We start from the raw sequence: 18,285 nt of genomic DNA, 5'->3' as shown, positions 1-18,285 counted from the left end.
GCTGGCTTCTTGAGGGCAGGTCTTACGCCTGACCAATTGCGAAAGGAGTATCTATGTTCGAGCAAACTTTGGAAGAATTGGCATTCAATTGCCTGCGTGTCGGTCGGCAACTCGCCAATGCCTGTGAGCAGGCCGACATATCAGTCCCGGACGAAATGGTTCGGGACTTCCATCATCTGATGGAACGCCTCCACGAAGGCGAGATCCTGTGTATCAAGGAGTTTCAGTCACTCGAAGAGCTTTGTGTTCTGATCCGAGATGCCATGAATCGGCTGCGGCCCGGATTTGGCGACCAAGAATTCACCCGCTTTTCGGATGCGCATGACATCATGAACCGAGAGCTGAGGCAGCTGCATCATGCGATGGTCTGCCATGTAGAGTTGGTCTACCAGCACAGCCTGGTGCAGGATCGACTGACAGCCATTCGTTGGATGCGCTTCAAAGAACGACAGGCGCGTTCGTCTGTCAACTGATTGAACCGTTATGCCATAAGGGCAGCGGCTTCCCAAAAACCAATCTTGACGCATGTTGTCCCGGCAAATCGGACAGCTGCGTCACGATGTTCAGAACAATTGCGGTACGCCACCCAGGAAACCGTTGGCAATAAATGGTCCACGAGACTTGCCCAGGGCTTACCTGGGCTGGCCCTCCAGCTCTGATCAATCCCTGATTGCGATTGGCTACACCTGCCAATAGCTTGGGCACCAACAAGAAATAGAGAAAACGTGATTCCATGCTGACAGGCGCCATCCGCACTCAAATCGACCAAATCTGGAACGCCTTCTGGTCAGGAGGCGTGTCCAACCCACTCTCTGTGATCGAACAGCTGACCTTCCTGTTGTTCATCAAACGCTTGGACGAGCTTCATACCCGCGAGGAAAGCAAGGCAGAGACCCTTGGTGTCGAGATGGAGCGCAGGATTTTTCCGGAAGGAACTTTCAAATATAAACTGACGGATGATCCGGACCTGGATGACTACGAAGACCGCCCCTACGACCATCTGCGTTGGTCCCGGTTCAAGAACTTCGAGTCCCGCGAGATGTTCCGGATCGTGGACAAGCATGTTTTCCCCTTCATGGGCTCGCTTGGCCAAAAGGGGTCTTCCTTTGCGGCCCACATGGAAGGGGCGCGTCTGGGTATTCCCAGCCCGAATCTCCTCGATAAGGTGGTCCGGATGCTCGACGAGATCGACATGGACGACCGCGACACCAAGGGCGACGTCTATGAATACATGCTCAGCCAGATCGCCAGTGCCGGGCAGAATGGCCAGTTCCGTACGCCGCGCCACATCATCCAGCTGATGGTTCATCTGATGGCGCCAAAGCCCGAAGATGTCATCTGTGACCCAGCGGCGGGGACTTGCGGGTTCCTGGTTTCAGCCGGTGAGTATCTGCGGGACACCCATCCGCAGATGCTGCGAAACAAGGAACAGCGCGAGCATTTCCACAACGGCATGTTTCATGGTTTCGACTTTGACACCACAATGCTGCGGATCGGGGCGATGAACATGACCCTGCACGGGGTCGATAACCCGGATGTGTCCTATAGAGACAGCCTGGCCGAGGAGCAGGGCAGCGACAAGGAAGCCTATTCGTTGATCCTGGCAAACCCGCCATTCGCGGGCTCGCTGGATTACGACACTACCGCCAAGGATCTTTTGAAGGTGGTGAAGACCAAGAAGACCGAACTGCTGTTCGTGGCGCTCTTCCTGCGCCTGCTGCGCACCGGTGGCCGGGCCGCAGTGGTTGTGCCGGATGGGGTGCTGTTCGGCTCCTCCAAGGCCCACAAAGACATCCGCAAGATGCTGGTCGAGGATCACAAGCTCGAAGCCATCATCAAGCTGCCCTCGGGCGTGTTCCGGCCCTATGCCGGGGTTTCCTGCGCTATCGTGATCTTCACCAAGACCACTATCGGCGGCACGGAAAACGTCTGGTTCTACGATATGACGGCGGATGGGTTCAGCTTGGACGACAAACGCACGTCGCTGTTGGAGGACGACAAGCTGGGCGTTCAGGCGCAGCTGATAGAAGATGAGCACGCCAAGAACAACCTTCCGGATATTCTGGCTCGATGGGAAAACTTGGATGGCGAGGCCGAGCGTCCTCGTACTGCGCAGAGCTTCATGGTGCCCAAGGAAGATATCGTCGCCACCGGGACCTGGGACCTATCCCTGAATCGCTACAAGGAGATTGAACACGAAGAGGTTGTGCATGACGCCCCCAAGGACATCATCGACGAGCTGCGTGCCATCGAGAAAGAAATCGCAGATGGGCTGACCAAGCTTGAAGGGATGCTGAGATGAATTCAAGTCCTCTCGGCGACATCGTAGAAATACGAGGCGGTGGTACACCCGACAAGAAAGTCTCAGAATATTGGGGCGGAGAAATACCATGGGCATCGGTTAAGGATTTCAAGAGCGCAGAGCTCGGAAAAACAGTCGACTCGATCACTGCCGCAGGAGTGGCAAATTCGGCCACACAGGTAATTCCCGCAGGCAACATCATTGTCCCAACCCGCATGGCGGTTGGAAAAGCTGCGATAAATACCATTGATTTGGCGATAAACCAGGATCTGAAAGCGCTGATCCCATCAAAGCATGTAGATCGGCAATATCTCCTGCATGCGCTCCTGGCGAACTCAAGGAAACTCGAAGACCAAGCAACGGGTGCAACCGTCAAAGGGATCAAACTCGATGTGTTGCGCCGGCTCGAAATTCCCCTCCCGCCGCTGGAGGAGCAGAAGCGAATTGCGGGGATCCTGGATCAGGCGGACGCCTTACGCCGCCTCCGTACGCACGCCCTCGACAAACTTAACACTCTCGGACAGGCGATCTTTCATGAGATGTTTGGAGAGGGGCTAAAGGCAGCACTTTGGCCCACCAAGCAACTTTCCGAAGTCGTCCGTGATGGAACGGTTGTGACATATGGTATCGTTCAAGCCGGCGAGGAATTTCCAGGCGGAGTTCCTTATATTCGAACAGGTGACATATCTGGTGGCAAGATCTCTACGACCGGTCTTCGTCATACGGATCCAGAGATAGCCGCAAAATTCACTCGTTCCCGAGTGGAAGCTGGTGAGATCGTAATGAGTATTCGCGCGACGGTGGGTACGACCGCGATTGTTCCGACTGAATTAGATGGTGCAAACCTAACGCAAGGTACAGCAAGGATCGCACCTGGGGATGAAACAACAGTCGAGTACCTGAATTCTTTTCTTCACTTTCCCGCCGTTCAAGGCTGGATCCAGAAACAGGTAAAAGGTGCAACGTTCAGAGAAATTACTTTGACACGGCTTCGTGAATTGCCAGTCTCCATTCCGCCTTTGACTGAGCAAAGAGCTTTTTCAGAACGGCTCAAGTCACTTCACAAACAAATTGTTTTGGCTGAGGAAAGCGCATTGAAACAACGTGCCTTGTTTGCATCGATCCAAGATCGGGCGTTTCGAGGAGAACTCTAAGATGCGAGGAGAATTCTGTGGTGTAAGGTCGGATATTTCGGAAGGGGTTTTTCTACCGCTTCAGGACTTTGATGATGTTGATGGCTCACTCTATTTGGACTTGTTTCGTGATGTCGTGCCAAGGCCAGCTCAGCCGACGGAACCCCAACCAGCAGAGCTAAATGCTGATGGCGAGATATTTCTTCCAGGTGATATTGAAGCGCGTCAAGATTTTGACGCTGCCTTTGAAACCTATCAGGAAAGGCTTGAAGCCTACAACGATGCCTCGTCCCGTGAGGACCTGGCATGGGATTATCTGCAGTCTTTCTTTGCCGATGAGCAGACTACTGAGCTTCAGATTGTTCAGGCACTCGAAGATGCCTTTGATGTGGTGGAGGAGTTCGGTGGCGATCCTCTTGCCAACGAGTACTTCAACCTACTTGAGAGTTTCCTGGATAAGTTCAGTTTGAGGTATGATCTGCGTCGTCCAGCCAATGGGAATGGTTTGACCCTTCATCCAACATTGCCAGGTGTATTTGCTAAACTTGTTCGGGACCTGCGGACGGCAACGAGCCAAGATGAAGCCCTGGCTTTGCTCATGACCGACTTCGAAGATTCCATCAGGGATTTGAAGGAAGACCGTTCGTCACGGCGCATTCGACAATGTATTGAAGCCGAGTTCAAACTTCTCGAGGAATTGGCGGCAAAAGTTCCTGGGGTGGAGCGGGATTCATTGGGGCAAATGACGCATCACATTGACAGTTGGCCACATGCCACCGTTCGCGCGGCAATCAGCAACCTCTATGGCTTTGCGTCGAACTATCCTGGTATCCGCCATGCTGGCAATCCTGCAAGCCGTCTTCGTGAGATAGATATGCGGGACATGGTGGCGATGACCGTTGTTTTGGCCGGATTCACACCATACCTGACCGATCTTTTGAACGCGGATGCCATCTTTGCGGAGTGATTGATGCCGGAACCAGAACTGCATTCCCTTTCGCTCCTAAGAGCCATCTTGGAGCGCGGTTTCTGGCTATACGTGTGACGGCAGCCGGTCGGCTCAGCGACTTTGTTCTAAGTTGGGCGAACTGGGGATGAGAGTAGAGGAAGGATGAGTGATGGATGATAGAGCGCGGATTTACGAAATTAACAAGATTCTGAAGATGCACGGTATTGATCACGGCAAGCGAGAGGCAGCCTTTGGCCTCCTCTGGATCGTATTGCATCCTGAATCAAAATCGACATTAACCAAGACCATGTGTGACGATGGAAGCATCCTCCGATTTCAGCGCTGGACACTATCTAACAATGGACGGGACAGCGAAATGAAGGTCGAACTCTCATGACCTGTCCGCCCGCGAAATCCCTCACCATGATGTAGAGTCTGCCACCCTTGGAAACCTGATATGCTTATTCTGCAAAGTGGTGTGCTGGTGCCTGGTTTCAGAGAGCGATGTGAAAGGTGATACTTTTTCAGAATGCGAGCTACGTGGATTTGGCAATCATCGTCGCAGTGGTAGCTGTCACCCTGGTCAGCCTCAGGATCCTGTGCCATTTTCTGAACACAGCAGGAAGAGGTTTCGACGACGAACCGGCGCTGATCGACCATTGGGATTTCTCCTTCTATGGATCAATTTTTCCGAGGTGGATGACTTTGAGGCGCACTGACCGAGACGAGATGTCGTCGTCGCCCTGAAAAAGAAACTCGCCGATACGTTGAAAAGTGTCGATTATGATGTTCTGAATAAAGTGCATTGCAGGAGGCCGCTCGATGAGTCGCCATGGAAAAAGTGAAAGAGCATCTCTTCCAGGATTTTCCTGATCTTAAGAACGGTATTTGAGACATTATTCATGAAAGCAACTGACGCAAACCTCTTAGCCTTCATTAACGCGGCCCCGCAGTTTGTGATCCCGATCTACCAGCGCACATATTCTTGGACAGAGAAAGAATGCCGACAGCTCTGGGACGATATCCTGCGTGCGGGGCGAAGCGACCATATCCCGGTCCATTTTCTGGGTTCAGTGGTGTACATTGAGGAAAGCCTTTCAAACGCATCCAGCCGGGCACCATTGCTGGTCATTGATGGTCAACAACGGCTGACGTCGGTTTCTCTTCTGCTTGCTGCGCTCTCGAATGTGCTTGGTGACAGCGAACCTGTTGACGGTTTCTCCAGGAAGAAAATCCGAAACCGATACTTGATGGATCCGGATGAGACTGGCGAAAGGCAGTTCAAGTTGTTGCTTTCCAAGACTGACCGGACAACCCTGAATTCGGTTGTTGCCGGCGATGAATTTCCCGAACCGGCCTCATATCGTGTGAAGGAGAACTTTCGACTGTTCTCGGATTGGTTGTCTGGGGACGACACGGTGATGGCTGATATTTGTTCAGGTCTGGCGAAGCTCATGATTGTCGATGTCGCCCTGAGCCGTGAACACGACAATCCTCAGTTGATTTTTGAAAGCATGAACTCGACAGGTAAGGAGCTGTCTCAGGCTGATCTCATCAGGAACTTCATCCTTATGGGGCTTGAACCAAAGCTGCAAACCCGGCTCTACGAACAGTATTGGCGAAAGATGGAAGAAGGGTTTGGGCAAATCGCCTACGCCAGCCACTTTGACAGCTTCATGCGTCACTATTTGGCCGTGGCCACCGGGAACCTGCCTCGTCGAGATGATGTCTACGAAGCATTCAAGGACTACTCGCGCCGCAAATCTGCGGAAGGCAAAGTGACAGAAGAACTCGTTCAGGAATTGCGAAAATTCGCTCGCTTTTATTGTGCGATTGCGTTGGGACAGGAGGCAGACCAAAAGCTCGATACGGCATTCAAGGACCTTCGTGAACTTCGTGTGGATGTTTCATACCCATTTCTATTGGAAGTCTATGCGGACTTCGAAGATGGGCTGCTGGATGGCGAAGATTTTCGCAAGATTGTTCGCTTGATCGAGTCGTATGTCTTCCGGAGAGCCGTCTGTGCGGTGCCTACAAACTCGCTGAACAAGACCTTTGCCACTTTCAGTAGGTCATTGAAAAAGGACCGGTATCTTGAAAGTGTGATGGCTCATTTCATGAACATGAAGTCCTATCGCAGGTTTCCACGAGACGAAGAATTTGCGTCGCGCTTGATTGAACGTGATTTGTACAATTTCCGGAGCAGATCCTATTGGCTACGCCGCTTCGAAAACTATGGCCGCAAGGAACGAGTTCACGTTGACGACTACACCATCGAACACATCCTGCCGCAGAACGATAACCTTTCTCCGGCTTGGCGCAGTTCACTCGGTGCAGATTGGAAGTCAGTCCAGGAAAAATGGTTGCATACCATCGGCAACTTAACCTTGACGGGCTACAATTCAGAGATGAGCGATAGGCCATTCCAAGAAAAGCGGGACATGGAAGGCGGCTTCAAAGAAAGTCCACTTCGTGTAAACAAAGGCTTGGCAGGAATAGATATTTGGAATGAGCCAGCCATCGTGGACCGCGCTAAACGCATGATCCAGCACGCTGTCGTCGTTTGGACGGCACCCGAGCTGTCTCCCTCAGTTCTTGATAGTTACCAATGCCAGCCCGAGAAACCGGAGAAGTATTCCATAGAAGATCACCCGAACTTGGCGGGGGGAGTAATCCGAGATCTATTCGAAGGGTTTCGGCGAGAAGTGACAGCCCTGGATCCATGTGTGTCGGAAGAGTTCTTGAAGCTCTACGTCGCCTACAAAGCGGAAACCAATTTCGTTGATGTCGTGCCGCAGGCCAGAGCTCTGAGGATTTCACTTAACATCGATTTGCCTGATCTGAATGATCCACACAGTTTGGCAGTGGACGTCTCAAGTGTCGGGCGGTGGGGAAACGGAAACACAGAGGTCAAAATGACAGACCTTGAGCAACTGCCATACGTGATTGGCTTGGTTCGCCAATCACTCGATCGGCAACTTGGAGAGGGTTAGGCGATATGAGCCAGTTTCGCTTTCTTGAAGCAGAATTTACCCAGTTGTTTGAGCTGTCGGGCAAGGCTGAATCTGCAGCTCTCTCGGATCCTCGTGGGGCATGTTTCTGGGCGCGGCTCACGCTTGAAACAACTATGAAATGGCTCTACCGCCGCGACCCCGCGTTGAGGAAGCCCTACAATCCCACTTTGGCGGCATTGATCGCCGAACCCAGCCTTGAGGCGTTGACCGGCCCTGCGATCGTGACCAAGGCCCGATACATCAAAGACCAGGGCAACAGGGCGGCGCATGACAGTGGAAAAAAGATCAGTTCCCAGGATGCCGCTTCTACCGTCAGAGAGTTGTTTCATGTTTGTTACTGGATTGCGCGGACCTACTCCCAGGGTGCGAAACCAGACCCAGCTCTGAAATTCGATGCTGGGAAACTGGAAAAAACGCTGACAATTACGGCGAGCACCGTTCAACAGATCAAGGAACTTGGTGACAAGCACACAGAGGCCCAGAAAGCTCTGGAGGATGCCGAAGAAGCCCGTAGAGCCTCGGAGGAAGGGCGGAAGGCTCTTGAGGAGGAGCTGGCCTCCCTGAGGGCCGAGGTCGCTGCTGCACGTGCAGCCAATCAAGCAGTTCCTGATCCTCATGATTATGACGAAGCCGCAACAAGGGATGCTTTCATCGACCTTCTTCTCTCGGAAGCAGGCTGGCCTCTCGACCAGGAACGTGACCGCGAGTTTCCAGTTCTTGGCATGCCAAACCAATCTGGCAAAGGATTTGTTGACTACGTGCTTTGGGGCGATGATGGAAAGCCTCTGGCGGTTGTTGAAGCGAAGAGGACCCGGAAGGACAGCCGAATTGGACAACAGCAGGCAAAACTCTATGCGGATTGCCTTGAGAAGATGTATGGTCAGCGCCCGGCTATTTTTACGACGAATGGGTATGAACACTGGTTCTGGGATGACAAAATGTACCCGCCTCGGCAGATGTCGGGTTTCCTGAAGAAAGACGAGCTGGACCTTCTTCAGCAACGGCGTGCGACCAGGAAAAACCTCGGGAAGATTGCTGTAGACGAGGACATCGCAGGCCGTTTCTACCAGCAGCGGGCCGTACGTCGCGTCGGGGAGGCATTCGAAAAAGACCGGCAACGTAAGGCCCTTCTGGTCATGGCTACCGGCAGTGGAAAGACCCGGACAGTCATCGCCTTGATTGACCAGCTTATGCGCGCGAATTGGGTGCGTAGGGTGTTGTTCCTTGCGGATCGGGTGGCTCTGGTCAAACAAGCTCATGGCGCTTTCAAGACCCATTTGCCTTCTGCTCCAAGCGCGAACCTCCTGGAGCGCCATGATCCGTCAAAAAACGATCACGCCGGAGCGCGCGTGATGCTTTCAACCTATCCGACCATGATGGGATTGATCGATGAGGTAAAAGGGGGCGAAAAACGCTTCGGACCAGGGCATTTCGATCTGATCGTCATCGATGAAGCCCACCGTTCAGTCTACCGGAAGTACCGAGCGATTTTTGAGTACTTCGATAGTCTGCTGGTTGGGCTTACTGCTACCCCAAGGGACGAGATCGATCGGGACACATACTCGCTCTTCCAGCTTGAGCGGGGAGTTCCTACGGATGCATATGATCTGGATGATGCGGTATCCGACGGTTACCTTGTTCCACCTAAATCAATTTCTGTTCCCTTGAAGTTCCAGAGAAGCGGCATTTCCTACGACGAACTTTCCGAAGAAGAAAAAGACGAGTGGGACAACCTTGAGTGGGACGAGGAGGGGAATGTTCCTGACCACGTTGATGCAGGAGACTTGAACGAATGGCTGTTCAACAAAGATACCGTGGACAAGGTCCTGGAGCACCTGATGGTCAATGGTATCAAAGTCTCCGGTGGGGATCGGCTCGGAAAAACAATTGTCTTTGCTAAGAGTAGCAAGCATGCCCAGTTTCTCGTCGAAAGGTTCAATGCCAATTACCCGCACTACCAGGGAAAATTTGCCCAGCTGATAGACTATAGCGTTCCCTATGCTCAATCTTTGATTGACGATTTTTCCGAGGCTGAGAAAAACCCAAGCATCGCCGTTTCAGTCGACATGATGGACACCGGTATCGATGTTCCTGAAGTGTTAAACCTCGTATTCTTCAAGATTGTTCGCTCCAAGACAAAGTTTTGGCAGATGGTCGGCCGAGGTACACGCTTGTGTCCGGACTTGTTCGGGCCAGGGGAGGACAAGCAGGAATTTCTGATTTTTGACTTTTGCCAGAACCTGGAATTTTTCCGCGAGAACCCGAAGGCGATGGACGCAGCGGTGGCAAGACCAATAGGAGAACGTTTGTTCACAGCAAGGGTCGATCTGATAGGCGACATTCAGGAACAGGACGAACCGCACGAAGAACTAATTTCCGGATTAAAATCCCGATTGTCTGATGAAGTGCGGGGCATGAACACGGAAAATTTCCTGGTGCGCGCCAAAAGGCGTGCCGTTGAGGAATTCCAGAATGCAGAAAATTGGGAGCATCTCAGTTTCGACGATCGGATGACGCTCTGCGACGATGTCGCTGGGCTGCCAAGTTCTTTTGAGGATGATGGGCTACCGGCTAAACAGTTCGATTTGTTGCTTCTCAATGCCCAACTTATGCTTCTGCGCGCGGACACAGGGTTTGCCCGCCTCCAGGACCGGATTGTCAAGTTTGCGGCATCCTTGGCGACGCTGACCAATGTACCTGCGGTTTCTCGGGAAATGGAGCTCATCCTGGAAATTCAGACGGATGAATTTTGGGTCGATGTAACCGTTGAGATGCTGGAAGACATCAGGAGACGACTTCGGCTGCTTGCAGACCTTATCAAACCCCAGGAACGCAAAATCGTCATCACTGACTTTGAGGACGAAATTGGGCGCGGTGATCAGATCGATTTGCCTGATGTCGGCAGCGGTTTCGACAAGGCGCGCTTCAAGATGAAGGTGCGGCGGTTCATCGAAGAACACTCCGATCATGTAGCTCTTCAACGGATCAGGAGAGCGATCCCAGTGACGGAACAGGATCTCAGTGAACTTGAGGGAATGCTTGTTGAGTTGGGAGTGGCAGAAGAAAGCCACTTGGAAGAGATTCGAACCGATACCGGTTTGGCGAACTTCTTGAGGTCTTTGACTGGGCTGGAACGTTCCGCAGCCAAAGCGGCATTTTCCGAGTTTTCTGCCAGCCATCAGCTCAATGGAGACCAGAATGAGTTCCTCGACTTGTTGCTCGATTTCTTGTGCGAGAATGGGATCGTAGATCCGAGGCTTTTTTATGAAAGCCCTTTTACTGACATAAATGAGCTGGGAATTTTGGGAGTTTTCTCGAAACCTCAAGTTCGGGAAATTGTCACAATAGTTAAGGACATGAACCGAGTAGCCGTATGACAAACGACTTGCCTACCATGACACGCACAGGTTTCGAAAAATTCCGCTTAAGCCATAGGGACCGCGCATTGTTTTTGATCGAGAACGAGCAAAATTACGAGGCGCAACTTTTAGCAATAAAGGGCGCGCTTAGTCGAAATAAAGAAGCGGAGAATGAGTTTTCCAAGGGGATTCAGCATATGCGTGAGCAGCTTAATTTGCTGGATCCTGAAGACAACACCAATGCAGATCACTTCATTGACCACCTGACAGACATGTTTCATGAATCTGTCTATTTTGATGCTGCCCACTCTATGGCTGCGGTCGGCATGTTGGCTCCGTATTTCGAGTCTCTTTTTGTATCTCTCTTTGGTGCAATTCGCCGAGAAACTCAGAAAGTTGAAGGGAGAAAAGGGCGCTCCAAAGCCTTTCAAGACTTCTATTGGAACCCTCAGATTGTCATGGGGTCAAATGAGCCACGCACGAACTTGGTTGAAGGAATCACAGACTTGGCTGCAGAAACAGGTCTGCTGCCTCACTTGCCCGAGGGATATGAAACGACTCTGAAGGCACTTTTCTCTTACCGGAACAACATGTTTCACAATGGGTTTGAGTGGCCGGTTGAAACGCGAAAAAAGTTCCAAAAACGCATCGACAACAAACACTGGCCAAAAGAATGGTTCGAGAAGTCGACTAAGGATGATGAACCTTGGATTTTCTACATGAGCGAAGAATTTATCCAGCATTGCCTTTCGATGATTGATCACGTTCTTGTGGGTGCTGGTGAATTCTTCGAGGATTTGAGTTCGAGTTAAACAATCTCGGCTTGTTGGCATAGACGGGGAGAGAAGCAGTGGATTTTGATGAAGAAACGATAAAGTTTAACCAGATCTTTCATCCTGGTGCTATGGAAGAAAGCATGGCTGTGGTAGCGGAGCAAAAACGGTTCGTCTACTATACATCTGCCGATACCGCGATGAAAGTTATTCGCAACGGAGAGCTCTGGTTTCGAAACGCTACCGTAATGAATGATTTTTCTGAAATCTCATACGGCCTCGAGCTGATCCGTTCTGTGTTTTCGGGTTCAGAAGGGGAACGGTTTCGTGAAGCTGTCGAGGACATCTTTCCAGGAACGATCCAAAGAGCCGATGAGTTGCTCGCGGGATGGGAAAAAGACTGGCAATTTGAAACCTATATCGCTTGTGTTTCGGTCCATAACCCTGATGAGGATCAGCGTGGGCGCCTGTCTATGTGGAGGGCATACGGTGATACAGCGATAGTTGTGAACAACACACCTATGACGGCGGTTACCGATCTCTTGGCGGTTTTTTCCATCCCTGTTCTTTATCTTTCAGAGGTAGAATTGATTGATCATCTTGCGGAAATCACGGACGCAATCCTGATCAACCGGAAATACCTACAAGGTTTGGGCCAAGATACTCTCGTCTCCTACATCCACAACATGCTCTTCCGGTTAGCAATTGCGACCAAACACCCGGGGTTCGAAGAAGAACAGGAGTGGCGCCTTTTCTATCGCCCAACAGAGCGACAAAGCCCGGGCATGACTGAAGAAACTGTTGTTCTTGGCGGGGTGCCACAGAAGATCTACAAACTCCGCTTGGCCGATGAACCGGAGAAAGGCCTTCACGGCGCTGACATTCCTTCCCTTCTGGACAGGATCATTATCGGTCCTACAGAATTTCCTTATGTTAGCTACAGGGCCTTTGTTGATGTGTTGTCAGGAGTGGGAGTTGAAGACGCCGCGACAAAGGTAGTTCTTTCGGACATTCCCCTAAGAGCATCAGCTTAAACTGCAGCACGAAGATCCGTGATTTGGTCGGGAAAACGTGGGTTCTCTTTGGCTACTTTTTTCCGTTGGAACGACCATGGACCACCCACAAGAACGCCTTGTCGACTGCATTCGAGGCTTGCTTATGGTTTACGCCTGTTTTGGTTTTTACAAGTTCAACAATTTTGCTCCTGGGAAAGGTCTCCCCTTGTTTGCACCGACCAGAGGAAAATGATTGCACAAGCTTCTCAGCCAACCGCCGCTGTGGTGAGAGAGAGTTCAGCCTCGAGTCGGACCAACTGAAAGGCCCTTTAATAACAACAGCATAGCAGTTCTCACTTTTATCCCATTCGGCCCGCCACCAAGCCTTTTGGACCCTGTCTCCGAAACGCGAGGTTTTTAAATTTTTCCGTTATTTTCGAGCGTTATAGCTCTGGTGCGGTTTCTCGGGATTTACTGTTTTGGCCTCTGGAACCCCACAATCGCGTTCTCTCGCCTCCATATTCTCTGGACCTGTTAACCACGCATTTTTCACTACGGTTTCAATAACTTGCTGATACTGAATCAAAAAAATGTCTCGCTATTTTTCGTTCCGAGCCGAGTCGCGCGAATGGTCACAGCGACTCGCATCCAAATCTTTGACATTTTGCTCCCCTATTTTGCCTTTGCAAAAACAAAAAGCCGTTCCAAATCATTGACTTGGAACGGCTTGGTCTTGGTGGTGTGCCGAGTGTTATCTGCCTTCATAGCCGAGCTCGGCCCGCTGCTCTGCCCAAATGGGCGTCATCGGATCAAGCAGTTCTGACATGCCAACGGACGGTGGGTTCCCGTCCAGGATGGCTTCGATGATGTCGGGTGCCAGCAATGTGAGCCGCATGACGCGCGTCAGATATGATGGCGAGATCTTCTCATGCTCCGCCAGTTCGGCGATCGTCCCCATTTCGCCGCCCTCAATGATCCGGCGCCACCGATAGGCGCGCGCCACGGCCTTGATCAACGTGTAGTCTGGGCTGTGATTGTTTGTGCTGGGCGGCAGTTGGATATCTTTGCGGCCGCCGCGTTTGGCAATGCGGAATGGAACCGTGACGGTTACGGTTTCTGAGAGAACAGGTTTATTGCTCATGCGGCTTCCGCCTCTTTGTTGGTGTTGTTCCGCAGTTCGTGGGCCAGCTCCGCGAGACCATCGATGCGCATCCGGACGTGGATTGCATCGGTGCCAATCTCGACGCGCTCAACAGCCAATGCGATGATGCGCGCCTGCTCGGCAGGGAAAAGTTCATCCCGCAGCGGATCGAATTGCTGCAGGCTTTATTTCCCGCACGAAACCATTCATCTCACTCATACTCCCACCTCTCCACGCAGAACCATCATGTAACTCTCTCGATCCGCCTGATATTGGCTGCGGGGGTAGGTGAAAAATATGTCTGATTTGGTTCGATGGGTCTCGATCATGCCGAAACGCTGATAGAAAGCTTGAGCACGATCGTTTTCGGTTCGCACATCGACACGTGCCATTTTGCGATCAAGTGCGTTGAAACCTATGCCAAAAGACAAAACCGCGCTTTCCAGAGCCGCTTTCGGTGGCTTGTTCTCGTCAAGGATCCAGCTGCCCCAAGTAAAGCTGTCGGCATCCATATCGTAAAGCCGCACCACCCCACAAGGCACGCCGTCTTTTCGCTCAATAAGGTAATAAAACTCGTTTCTTTCGGCCTCACGGTCCTTGTAAGCATCGATCCACCTGCGCTGATCTTCGACAGTTCCACGCACTGCAGAGAGGTGCTTGTTATAGAGGGAATTGGTGCGCAGGCCATAAACAAAAGCTGCGTCCTTTGGCTGGATCAGTCTCAGGGTCAGGTTCGGACCTTCGATAAGTTCAAGTTCTTTTATCGCAGCCATTTTCGATACCATGCCGGTTCCAAAACTAGTTTCAAATTTGCCTATTGCCGATCGTACGAGTTTCTTCGGCTAACTCATTTCGCAAAGTATCAATCTCAGCCTTCAAAGACGCATATTCCTCCATCTTCCGCGCAAGAAAGCGCTTCGTGATGGCGGCCTTTTCGGCAAGGCCCTTTGGTGTCAGCACGTATGCGTAACGCCTCTTGTCCTCTGCAGCCGTGAAATTGCCCAGCTTGACGAGGCCTTTCTCAATCAATGCGTTCAGCACATAGTGCGTGCCACCGACACTGATCCCGACGGCTTCAGCCAGCTCACGCTGTGACATTTCCGGATTGTCTTGAAGAAGCCGAAGGACGCGGAAGTGCGTATCTTCTTGGAGCTTGCTGCGCTTACTGGTCATTGATGTGTGGTGCTTTTTCTCAGGCTACCGCACAAGGGCTGCCTGAGGGCGCCTTGGGGTATGCAAGATTCGACTGGTCGCAAATTAACGTCATCGTTCGGTATCGAGCGATAGCATTATGCTGCGACCGCGAACAGCCCCAATTTGAAACCTTCTGAAAGAAAAACGATATCTCGCACTGCGCAACGGATGTTGCCACCCCAGTCTTGACCAGGTCGCTGCATCTCTTGCAGCACACTTCACTTTGTCGCAGAAAGTGAAACCGCTATGCGCCGCGGTCTTGGTTGAGCGGGGCGTGATGCGCAAGCCTGAGGAGCGTCAGCTTCGTCACCTCCGTCGCTTTGACCACCTGAACCCGCCTGTACATCCCGCTCTGCGTCGGTTTGCCCTGCAGGCGCCAATTCTTGCCGTTCCGCCTGTTCAACAACCTCCTCCATGCTGAGGGTGTTCAAAACCAGATCAAATTTTTCGAGAATTTCTCACGCGTGGCGGGCGACGTAAGAGCGCACTGCTTCATTCTCCATCAGCTTTTTTGGTAGCCCTTGGCGACGACGAGGTTCAGTAACTCCGATCCGTAATTATCTTCGGCATGTTTGTATTTTTCCTGCACCTGGTTCATCTCCCGTTCGAGCCTGACGATTTGCTCCAGCGGGTCGCCTTTGGGCTGCTCCGGCCGGGGCGGGCTGTTCCGGTGGCGTCACCTTGAGGAGGGCGTCCGCATGGGCAGACGTGATGGTGTTGGCCGCAATCATCAATTCAACCGCCTCGATCTGATGGGCTGCCTTCATCTAGCGCAGGTGGCGAGTCACATCCGGCGTGAACTGGTGGGCCTGCAAGAGTTTCACTGCCTTGGGGCAAATCCCGCGCAGCAGATTGATCCGGCTGTTGATCGTCGAGAGGTTGACGTTAAAGGCGCACGCTAGCCGTTCCTTACTCACGCCTTTGTCGATGGCGCGGCGCAGCATGTAATGCTCCTGCACCGTTGAAAGCCGATTCATGCGGTGACTGTAGGTATCGGTCTCGAAATCCTTGGCAATCAGGCAGGGCGCCGTGTCTTGGCCCAGCTCCTTCAGTGCCAGAACTCGCAGATTGCCATCCAGCAGCAGAAACCCCGGCGCATCCGGGTCGGGCTTGATCACCGACAAGGGCTCGATCAGCCCGATCTCCCGGATCGAAGAGACGATCTGTTTGAACTTGCGTGTGGTCATCACGCCGTCCGGCACCTTCTTTGATGGCCTCAATTCCTCCAGCGGGATCTGCCAGGTTTCGAGATCAAAGCCTAGCGTCAGGTTCAGCGGTGCCTTTGGATAGGCCGCGTCGGCATCATCGTCCTGCGGCACTGGGAAGGCCCCAGGGTAAAGCGGTTTTACGGTGCTGAGATCATTCATTGGGTGGTCCTTTCGGGTCAGGCGGTTTCAATACGGTCAGCGAGGTATTTGGGCAGGCTGTCGAGCCCTTCGGCGCGCAGGAGGGTCACGACGTTCTCGTCAGAAAAAAGACGTTTAAGACCTCGGATCACCAGCAAAAGCTGCTGCCGGGCGTGATCAGCCTTCAGCATCAGCTTGTGCTGGCGGGCGATCTCGCGCTGGTAGGTTTTGACGAGCGAATGGGCTTAGTTTGGCAGCTTCGGGCGATCGCCACCGACCTTCAGGCCTTTTTCGCGGCGCTTTTCGATGAGCCGCTAGGCATCGGTGATCTGGTGGCCTTTGAGCTGGCCGGTTTTATAGGCTTCTTCCAGCATGTCGCCGAGGCTTTCGTCGTCATGTTTGGCGCGGGCGATCTCGAGGGCTGTCGTCAGCGGGATTGTCCCGTTTTGGACCGCCTCAATCAGGCGCTCCTCTCCCTTTTCCAGCAGGAAGACGATGTCGCGCACGTATTTCTCGGACAGCCCAGTGCGCTGAATAATGTCGTCAATGCTGTATTCGCGCGCCAGCAACAGTTCAATGTCGGCGAGGATTTCCAGCGGTCGGTGCCCTTTGCGGGCAATGTTCTCAGCCAGCGACATGATGAAGGCGTCTTCGTCGGTCACATTGACCACCAGCGCCGGGATGTGGCTCTCGCCAAGCAGGCGAAAGGCATTGAGGCGGCCTTCGCCGCAGACCAGCAAATAGGCGGTTGTCCCATCGGCACCTTCGCGTTCGGTCACGGTGATCGGCTTTTTCAGGCCAATGGTGCGGATGTTTTCGACGATCTCCTCAAAGATCTTCATGTTGCGGTCTCGCGAGTTCAGGATTTCGATCCGGTCGATGGGGACGAGCGTGACGCTCTCGGGTGTGTCAGTCATCATTGGGGGGCTCCCGTGTTTGATTGGATTGTTCATATTTTGTACTTGCGTTTGTTTCTTAAACTCCCTGCGTCACCCCCATTTCCGGCGAATGCGAACGCGCGCGGCCATGCCGTAGAAAAAGTCCAGATCTTCAAACCGGAAGGCCTCAAAGGCGATGCTGGAGCGATTGCACAGCCTGATTTCTTGCCGGGGCAGGTCGAGCCAGGGCAGCAGGTAGTAATCGAGCTCGTCGTGGTTTTCTGGATCGAGACGTACGGCCAGCGTGACGTCCGCCTGATAGCGCATTGGATCAAAGCGAATGCGCCAAGGCAGCCGCCCGTCCGCCATTGGCTGGCAACGCGCCAGCACTAGGCTCACGACCAACTCGTCACTTATGGTCAGCAGGTCGGTCTTGGGATCGCGCGCGACCGTGCCACCCACATCTGCAATCGCGGCCTCAGTGCGGGCGATGATTTCCGGGTGCATGGCGCGCAGACGCTTGTTGAGCGCAATGCGTTCCTGATCGCGGTCCGAGCGATAGCCAATCATCTCATAGGCCCGCGCCAGCGACCCGAACCGGTTTCGATAAGCCGATGATGAGGGCATGTCGGACGTCTGATCGATCAGCACCCCAGAAAGCTGGCCCACATCGGCGTAAAGCCGTTTTAGGTGATCCAGCAGTTCTTCGTCAGACAGGCGGGCGGACCGCGCCGTGATGATCTCCTGCGCGGCCAGGAAAAACTCGAGCGGCACGATCCCCTCGAACGCACCTTCCTTGCGCACCCACATCTCAGGCGGGTTTTCCACATGCAGCTTCTTCAGCTTGAAAGAGGACCGGTTGTAAACGTTGTTGCCAATGTACTTCTCATTGGTCAGAACCGTCCGTACGGTGCCGGAATTCCATGTCCCGTCCAAATCGGTGGTGACACCTTCTTCATTCAGGCGGTCGGCGATCTCGCGGAAGGACAGATCCTCCTCGAGCAGCCAGCGATACATCTTGTTGACCCAGGCCACTTCCTCGTCGGGGCCGGGCATCAGGATGACACGGTCGGTCTGCAGTGATTTGTGCTCGCCGCGTTTCAACTCGGCTTTTGTGTTGCCGCGCTCATCTACCAGCACCCGGCGCAGACCAAAGCCTGCCGCGCCGCCCTGGCGGACGCCCAACGCAATCAAGCGGCAC

General features: G+C 52.9%; 16 protein-coding genes. 9 read left to right on the top strand and 7 right to left on the bottom strand.

Annotated features, from left to right (window positions below; translation table 11 throughout):
- Positions 1-53: 53 nt before the first annotated feature.
- The 9 genes from ED661_RS19150 (at position 54) to ED661_RS19110 (ending at position 12,564) form a co-directional block, all read left to right on the top strand.
- Positions 54-473 carry a hypothetical protein gene (locus ED661_RS19150; protein ID WP_122076143.1) on the top strand — a complete coding sequence of 140 codons (420 nt, stop codon included), beginning with the start codon at positions 54-56 and terminating at the stop codon, positions 471-473.
- A gap of 260 nt (positions 474-733) precedes the next feature.
- Positions 734-2,302: a class I SAM-dependent DNA methyltransferase gene (locus ED661_RS19145; RefSeq protein WP_122076141.1), complete on the top strand. Its 1,569-nt coding sequence runs from the start codon at positions 734-736 to the stop codon at positions 2,300-2,302.
- Positions 2,299-3,456, top strand: coding sequence for a restriction endonuclease subunit S (locus tag ED661_RS19140; RefSeq protein WP_122076140.1), 1,158 nt, complete (start codon positions 2,299-2,301; stop codon positions 3,454-3,456). Before ED661_RS19145 ends, ED661_RS19140 begins: the two co-directional genes overlap by 4 nt.
- Before the next feature lies 1 nt (position 3,457).
- Positions 3,458-4,402: a hypothetical protein gene (locus ED661_RS19135; protein ID WP_122076138.1), complete on the top strand. Its 945-nt coding sequence runs from the start codon at positions 3,458-3,460 to the stop codon at positions 4,400-4,402.
- Positions 4,403-4,550: 148 nt separating this feature from the next.
- Positions 4,551-4,781 (top strand): hypothetical protein, encoded by a 231-nt coding sequence (locus ED661_RS19130; RefSeq protein WP_216822471.1) that lies wholly within the window; start codon positions 4,551-4,553, stop codon positions 4,779-4,781.
- Positions 4,782-5,286: 505 nt separating this feature from the next.
- Complete coding sequence (locus ED661_RS19125) at positions 5,287-7,377, top strand: DUF262 and DUF1524 domain-containing protein (protein WP_122076134.1); 2,091 nt, start codon at positions 5,287-5,289, stop codon at positions 7,375-7,377.
- A 5-nt stretch (positions 7,378-7,382) separates the two neighbouring features.
- Positions 7,383-10,775 carry a DEAD/DEAH box helicase family protein gene (locus ED661_RS19120; RefSeq protein WP_122076132.1) on the top strand — a complete coding sequence of 1,131 codons (3,393 nt, stop codon included), beginning with the start codon at positions 7,383-7,385 and terminating at the stop codon, positions 10,773-10,775.
- A 17-nt stretch (positions 10,776-10,792) separates the two neighbouring features.
- Positions 10,793-11,569 carry a hypothetical protein gene (locus tag ED661_RS19115; protein WP_162930198.1) on the top strand — a complete coding sequence of 259 codons (777 nt, stop codon included), beginning with the start codon at positions 10,793-10,795 and terminating at the stop codon, positions 11,567-11,569.
- Between the two features lie 38 nt (positions 11,570-11,607).
- Positions 11,608-12,564, top strand: coding sequence for a DUF2971 domain-containing protein (locus ED661_RS19110; RefSeq protein WP_122076128.1), 957 nt, complete (start codon positions 11,608-11,610; stop codon positions 12,562-12,564).
- A gap of 712 nt (positions 12,565-13,276) precedes the next feature.
- On the opposite strand, the gene ED661_RS19105 is transcribed toward ED661_RS19110, so the two are convergent.
- From ED661_RS19105 to ED661_RS19080, 7 genes are all read right to left on the bottom strand, one after another.
- Positions 13,277-13,666 carry a hypothetical protein gene (locus ED661_RS19105; RefSeq protein ID WP_122076126.1) on the bottom strand — a complete coding sequence of 130 codons (390 nt, stop codon included), beginning with the start codon at positions 13,664-13,666 and terminating at the stop codon, positions 13,277-13,279.
- Positions 13,667-13,881: 215 nt separating this feature from the next.
- Positions 13,882-14,451: a GNAT family N-acetyltransferase gene (locus tag ED661_RS19100; protein ID WP_254054895.1), complete on the bottom strand. Its 570-nt coding sequence runs from the start codon at positions 14,449-14,451 to the stop codon at positions 13,882-13,884.
- Between the two features lie 19 nt (positions 14,452-14,470).
- Positions 14,471-14,839 (bottom strand): MarR family EPS-associated transcriptional regulator, encoded by a 369-nt coding sequence (locus ED661_RS19095; RefSeq protein ID WP_122076123.1) that lies wholly within the window; start codon positions 14,837-14,839, stop codon positions 14,471-14,473.
- Between the two features lie 788 nt (positions 14,840-15,627).
- The gene (locus ED661_RS19090; RefSeq protein WP_122076121.1) at positions 15,628-16,227 is read right to left on the bottom strand and encodes a ParB/RepB/Spo0J family partition protein; all 600 of its coding nucleotides are present in this window, start codon (positions 16,225-16,227) and stop codon (positions 15,628-15,630) included.
- Between the two features lie 17 nt (positions 16,228-16,244).
- Positions 16,245-16,397 carry a hypothetical protein gene (locus ED661_RS22110; RefSeq protein WP_216822470.1) on the bottom strand — a complete coding sequence of 51 codons (153 nt, stop codon included), beginning with the start codon at positions 16,395-16,397 and terminating at the stop codon, positions 16,245-16,247.
- Between the two features lie 123 nt (positions 16,398-16,520).
- Positions 16,521-17,126: a ParB/RepB/Spo0J family partition protein gene (locus ED661_RS19085; protein ID WP_216822469.1), complete on the bottom strand. Its 606-nt coding sequence runs from the start codon at positions 17,124-17,126 to the stop codon at positions 16,521-16,523.
- A gap of 69 nt (positions 17,127-17,195) precedes the next feature.
- Entirely contained in the window at positions 17,196-18,278 is a 1,083-nt protein-coding gene (locus ED661_RS19080; RefSeq protein ID WP_371412466.1) for a recombinase family protein, read from the bottom strand.
- Positions 18,279-18,285 lie beyond the last annotated feature (7 nt).

This window comes from Pseudophaeobacter sp. EL27, from assembly GCF_900313025.1.
In the GTDB taxonomy this organism is placed as follows: domain Bacteria; phylum Pseudomonadota; class Alphaproteobacteria; order Rhodobacterales; family Rhodobacteraceae; genus Pseudophaeobacter.
This window is presented reverse-complemented; position numbering and strand designations above follow the sequence as displayed.